The sequence below is a fragment of the Rhodoferax sp. genome, assembly GCF_039922535.1.
GTDB lineage: Bacteria > Pseudomonadota > Gammaproteobacteria > Burkholderiales > Burkholderiaceae_C > Rhodoferax_B.
The window spans coordinates 1-5,501 of record NZ_JBDTEM010000239.1 but is presented as its reverse complement, the minus strand read 5'-3'; the positions used below and the strand labels follow the sequence as shown (position 1 = coordinate 5,501).

The 5,501-nt window shown below is 64.7% G+C and carries 4 protein-coding genes; 1 reads left to right on the top strand and 3 read right to left on the bottom strand.

The window, feature by feature from the left end:
* Positions 1-198: 198 nt before the first annotated feature.
* Positions 199-1,803: a glycosyltransferase family 39 protein gene (locus tag ABI213_RS11230; protein ID WP_348027099.1), complete on the top strand. Its 1,605-nt coding sequence runs from the start codon at positions 199-201 to the stop codon at positions 1,801-1,803.
* Here ABI213_RS11230 and ABI213_RS11225 read toward each other — a convergent pair.
* The 3 genes from ABI213_RS11225 to ABI213_RS11215 all read right to left on the bottom strand — a co-directional run.
* Positions 1,760-3,130, bottom strand: a complete 1,371-nt coding sequence (locus ABI213_RS11225; RefSeq protein ID WP_348027097.1) for an ATP-binding protein — start codon at positions 3,128-3,130, stop codon at positions 1,760-1,762. The genes ABI213_RS11230 and ABI213_RS11225 overlap by 44 nt on opposite strands.
* Positions 3,127-3,801 (bottom strand): winged helix-turn-helix domain-containing protein, encoded by a 675-nt coding sequence (locus tag ABI213_RS11220; protein WP_348005461.1) that lies wholly within the window; start codon positions 3,799-3,801, stop codon positions 3,127-3,129. The genes ABI213_RS11225 and ABI213_RS11220 overlap by 4 nt, the downstream gene beginning before the upstream one ends.
* Before the next feature lie 335 nt (positions 3,802-4,136).
* Positions 4,137-5,501, bottom strand: a 1,365-nt coding sequence (locus ABI213_RS11215; protein ID WP_348027095.1) for a GGDEF domain-containing protein, incomplete at its 5' end; no start/stop codon positions are given.

The following is a 5,501-nucleotide window of genomic DNA, read 5'->3' as shown; positions in this document are numbered from 1 at the left end:
AGCGCAGATTTACTCTGCGTTGAAGGCCTAAATGGTTGGAGAAGCTGTGGAATAAGAAGTTCGGAAAATGCATAACTGGGCTGCGTAGGGGTGGCAGCTTGGTGTGTGCAGAAACAGGGGGATTTTTACGCTGCCTTAAGGCTAAGTTAATCGGCCCCTCGCAATACTCCGGCCCATCTTTCCCTTCTGTGAATGCCCATGCATCCCTTCCTTGCGCCGGATTACCTGGACGCACCCGTTGCCCTGCACCACCGTCCGGGCTGGACTGCGCACCCAACCGTCGTGGACGCGTCACGCGCCTGGCGCGAACCCATGTGGGTGGCGTTGGCCATCCTGGTTTGGCTGGCCGCATCGGCCTGGGCGCGGCCGCTCATGCTGCCCGACGAGGGGCGTTATGTAGGGGTTGCCTGGGAAATGCTGGTGTCTGACCACTGGCTTGCCCCCACGCTGGACGGCTTGCCCTTTTTCCACAAGCCGCCACTGTTTTACTGGATCACCGCCGCATCCATGTCGATGTTCGGGGCCAACCCCTGGGCCGCCCGTGCTGCGCCGCTGCTGGGCGCTTGGCTGGGCGCCGTCGCGCTGTACCTGTTTACCCGGCGCTGGGTGGGGTCGGTGGCTGCGCGCAGGGTGGCGTTGGCACTGGCGGTACAGCCGCTGTTTTTGATTGGCGGGCAGTTTGCCAATATGGACATGCTGGTGGCGGGCTGCACCACGGCCACCATCTTGGCGGCGGCGGATGCCGTGCTGCGCATGGAGCAGAAGCAGCCTTTTAGACGGTCGTTGGCCGCGGCCTACGCCCTGGCGGGCCTGGGGATCTTGGCCAAGGGGCTGATCGGTGCGGCAATTCCGGGTCTAGTCATGCTGGTCTGGCTGGTGGCCACGCAGCGCTGGCGCAAGGTGCCGGCGTTGCTTTGGCTTCCGGGCTTAGGGGTGTTTTTGGCGGTGGCTGCACCATGGTGTGTGGCCATGCAGCAGCAGTTTGCAGGCTTCTTCCACTACTTCTTTGTGGTGCAACACTTTCAGCGCTTTGTGGGCAGTGGTTTCAATAACGTCCAGCCATTTTGGTTTTACCCGGCGGTGCTGCTGCTGTTCAGCCTGCCCTGGGCTCCCATGCTGTACCGGCTGGCTGTCCGGCGCGACGGGGATAGGAAGCCGGGCGATCCGGTGCGCAGCCTGATGGGGGTGTGGTTGGTGACCGTGGTGGTGTTTTTCTCGTTGCCACAGTCCAAGTTGCTGGGCTATGTGCTGCCGGCCGTGCCGCCCCTGGCCTACCTGTTGGCCGACAGCCTGAGCGCTTTGCAGCCCCTGTCACAGCGTATGCACAAGGTCTGGCGCGCCAGCAATGTGCTGGCGGCGGCGCTCGGTCTGGGGGCGATCGCCTGGCTGGCGGTGGTTCCGACCAAAAGCACAGCCGAAATCGCCGCGGCTTTGCAAACCCACCGTGCGCCGGGCGAGCCGGTGCTGATGCTTCAGCATTACTTTTACGATGTGCCGTTCTATGCGCGCCTGCACGACCCGGTCACGGTGGTGGATGACTGGCAGGATCCAGAGATTCGCACCGAGGACAGCTGGCGCAAAGAGTTGGTCGATGCGGGCGGGTTTGCCCCGGCCAAGGCCGCAGCCGTGCTGGTGGATGCAAGCCGGTTGCGCGCGGTGCTGTGCCGGGCCCCTGTCAGTTGGGTGATCGGCCCGGCCCATGCCCTGGATGCCTACGCCTTACCCCATCGCGCGCAAGAGGTGTTGACCGAGCGCGGCACTACGCTGTGGCGGGTGGACGCGGCGTGCCGCGCTGCACCCTGACCCGCATGCCTTGGCCGTTGTCGCCAGGGCCAAACACCACCGCCAGGCCGTGCAGGGCGGCAATCCGCTGGACGATAGACACGCCCAGACCACTGCCGATTTCGGTTTGCCCCTGGGGCCGGTGAAAGCGGGTGCCCAGGCTGGCGAGCTGCTCAGTGCTGAGTGGCGTGCCGTGGTTCTCTACCACCAGGGCGTTGGAGGTGAAACGCAGCGTCACCAGCGTGCCCTGGGGGGCATAACGCACCGCGTTGTCCAGCAGGTTGCGCAGCAGCACGGTTAGCAGGTCGGCATCGCCTTGCATGGGCAAGGCGGGTTGGCCTTCGGGAGGCCATTCGCAGGCCAGTTCGATGTGGCGGCGTTCGGCCAGCGGCAGGCAGTCGCCCATGGCCTGCTCCACCAGGTGGGGCCAATCTACCGGAGTGTGGGGAACGGCAGCGCTACCCGAACCCAGCCGTGCTTCTACTCGCGACAGGGCCAGCATTTGCGTCACCAGCCGGTCGGTTCGGTCCAGGCCGGTGCTGAACCGGGCCTCGGCCTGCGCCCGCTCGGTCCCGCTGTGCGCGCGGCGGACCACGTCCCACTGGGCCCGTAGTACCGCCAACGGCGTGCGCAGCTCGTGCGCGGCATCGGCGGTAAACCGGCGCTCGCGCTCCAGGCTGTCGTCGATGCGGGTGAACAGGCCGTTCATTGCCACCAGCAGCGGCTGCAGTTCTGCCGGTGCGCGCAGCGGCGACACGGGCAGCAAATCTTGCGCATTGCGGCCTTGCAGCTCGGCCGTCAGTGTGCGGATGGGCAGCAGCGCCTGCCGTACCGCCAGGGCCATGGCCAGCAGCAGAAACGGCAGCATCAGCAGCCAGGGTGTGATCTGGCTGGCGGTGAGCCCGGCTACCAATTCTTGGCGTTCATGCACGTCCTGGCCCGCGGCCACCAGCCATTCGCCGTTGGACGAGGGCAGGTAGTACACCCGCCAGGCGGTGCCGAAGAGCTGGGTATCGACAAAGCCCGCCGGACCGGCTCGGCGCTGGAGCTGCCTGCCTTCGCGGTCGGTCAGGACCAGCTGCCCTTGGGTGTTCCACACGGCGACGGCCAGTTCGCGCGCGTCATCGTCCAATGGGTCGTCGGCGGCGGGGAAGGGGGGGGCTGGTAGCGGACCAGGATGCTGGCGGTTGAACACGGCCTGCACCTGGCGGGCCAGGCGGACCAGTTCGCCGTCGTAGAGTTCGTTGACCTCGTGCCGGGCCCGGCTCACCGACACCCACAGGGTCACGCCCCACACCAGCGGTGCGCAGACCAGCAAATACAGCAGCAAACGGCGTTGCAGGCTCATGGCCCGGCCTCGCCCGAGCCCAGCGCGTAGCCTACGCCACGCAGCGTGCGCACGATGGCCGGGTCGATCTTGCGGCGCAGGTGGTGGATGTGCACTTCCAGCGTATTGCTTTCGGGCTCTGTGCTGCTCCAGTCGTACAGTTTTTCTTGCAGGTGGGCTTTGGACAGCACGCGTTGCGGATGCTTTAGCAGGGCTTCGAGCAGGGCCAGTTCACGGCCCGTCAGTTCGACGGTTTCGCCCTTCCAGCGCACTTGCTTGCTGGCCGGGTCGTATTCCAGTGCACCGTGCTGCCACACCGACTGCGCCCGGCCCGAGGTGCGGCGTAGCACCGCCCGCAGGCGCGCCGCCAGTTCGTCGATGGAGATGGGCTTGATGAGGTAGTCGTCGGCACCGCCGTCCAGGCCGGTGATGCTGTGCTCTGCGCCGTCGCGGGCCGTCAGGATCAGCATGGGTACGGCCACGCCCGCGCTGCGCCAGCGGGCTAGCCAGACCAGTCCATCCCCGCCGGGAAGGCCCAAGTCCAGCACCACGGCATCAAAGGTGGTGACCGCCAGGGCCGCATCGGCCTGCGTACCATCGCCAAACCAGTCCACCACATGGCCCAGTTGGCGCAAGCCGGTGGCCAGGGCATCGCCCAGTAAAAGGTCGTCTTCCACAATCAATACACGCACGTAAGCCTCCAAAGCACCCCAAAGGTGCTGCGGCCATTATCCAGTTAGGCATGTACAGCTTAGAACGTGTTTACGATCTCTTTGGGGTCGCGCAGGTGCCTGTTCGGGATGCGCAGCTAGGCGCAAAACCCAAGCCAAGGCTTTCCGCCTTGGCTGGTTTTGTAACGACGCTGAGCGCCCGAAAAGGCACCTGCCCTGCGGGTTGGGGTGAAATCGGGCGATTTGCCCGCCGTAGCCATTGCATGGGCAGAGAGCCCATGCTGCGGCCTCCGACAACCAACTCATCCCGATTGCACCCCAACGTGACCCCAAAGAGATCGTAAACACGTTCTTATTCATGCGCCTTCCAAGGCATGTAACACGTAGCAGCCTTTGCCCTTTCGCTTGGCCTGGTACAACGCCGTATCGGCGTCGGCCAGCAGGGTTTCCAAACTGTGGCGGTGGTCTGCGTAGACCGCAATGCCGATACTGGCACCAAAGGGCACGGTGCATGCGTTGGCTGTGAAGGTGCGCGGTAGCAGGGTGAGGATGCGCTGGGCCAGCACGTGCACATCTTCGGGGCCGGCGATTTCGTCGAGCAGGAGGGTGAACTCATCGCCGCCCAGGCGGGCCGCCACGTCGGTGGTGCGCACGCACTGCGCCAGCAGGCGTGCCACGTCGCACAGTAAGACGTCGCCGGCTGCGTGGCCACAGCGGTCATTGACCAGCTTGAAGCCGTCCAGGTCGATGTAGAACACGGCGAAGGGCCGGTTCGGGTAGCGCTTGGCCGCGCTGATGCGTGTGTGCAGGCGCGCGGTAAACATGTTGCGGTTGGCCAGGCCCGTGAGCTTGTCGTGGGTGGCAGCGTGGCGCAGTTGCTCTTCCGCCCTCTGGCGGTGCTGGTCGGCTGTGAAAACCACGTGGCCGTTGACCCAGATCAGCGCGGCAAACACCATGACGTTGACCATGACAAACAGTGCGACACCAAAATCGGGGCTGTACAGGCCCGCGCGCTCACCCCATTGGCGCAGCCACCCAAAGCCAATCGGGACAAGAATGGCGCACGGCAACAACATGCGTGCAGTGCGGCCTGCCGGTCCTTCGTTGGTAATGATGGCCATCAACGCCCGGTCGGGCCGGATATACAGTGCCGAACCAGCCAGCAACAGCAGCGAAGTGGCCGAGTGCACCGCGATGGGAATGTGCTGGCCCATGCCATAAAAGGAGGCGACGCTGTAGGTGTAACCCACGATGGCGAGCAAGGCCAGCGCCGCGCTGAGCAAGAGCATCAACTGGGCGGCTACCACCGCCCGGCCCAGGATCAGGCACACCATGGCCGTGTTGAGCAGCAACAGAATGAGTGCGGTGTTCGGGGCCATGCGGTTCGGCATCCCTGCTGCGGCATCTAGTTGGGCATGGCTGATCCAGGTGTCCACACCCAGTTGCCAGTCAAAGGCGATCTCCAGGAGTTTGAGTGCTGCACACAGCCCCGCCGCCGCGCTCAACAACAGGCTGGTGCGCAATGCCCGCGCGTAGGGCAGGGGCGCATGGGAAATCAGCAGTGCGGCGCTGGACGCCATGGTGCACAGCGCCGTCACCGGATTCATGGCGACAAAGTTCGGCGCAATGCGGGTGAGCCCATCGATACCCAGCAACCATCCGAGTAATGCCAATGTGCCCACGATGGCTGGAATCAGCGCAGCGAAATACTTCATTTTTTT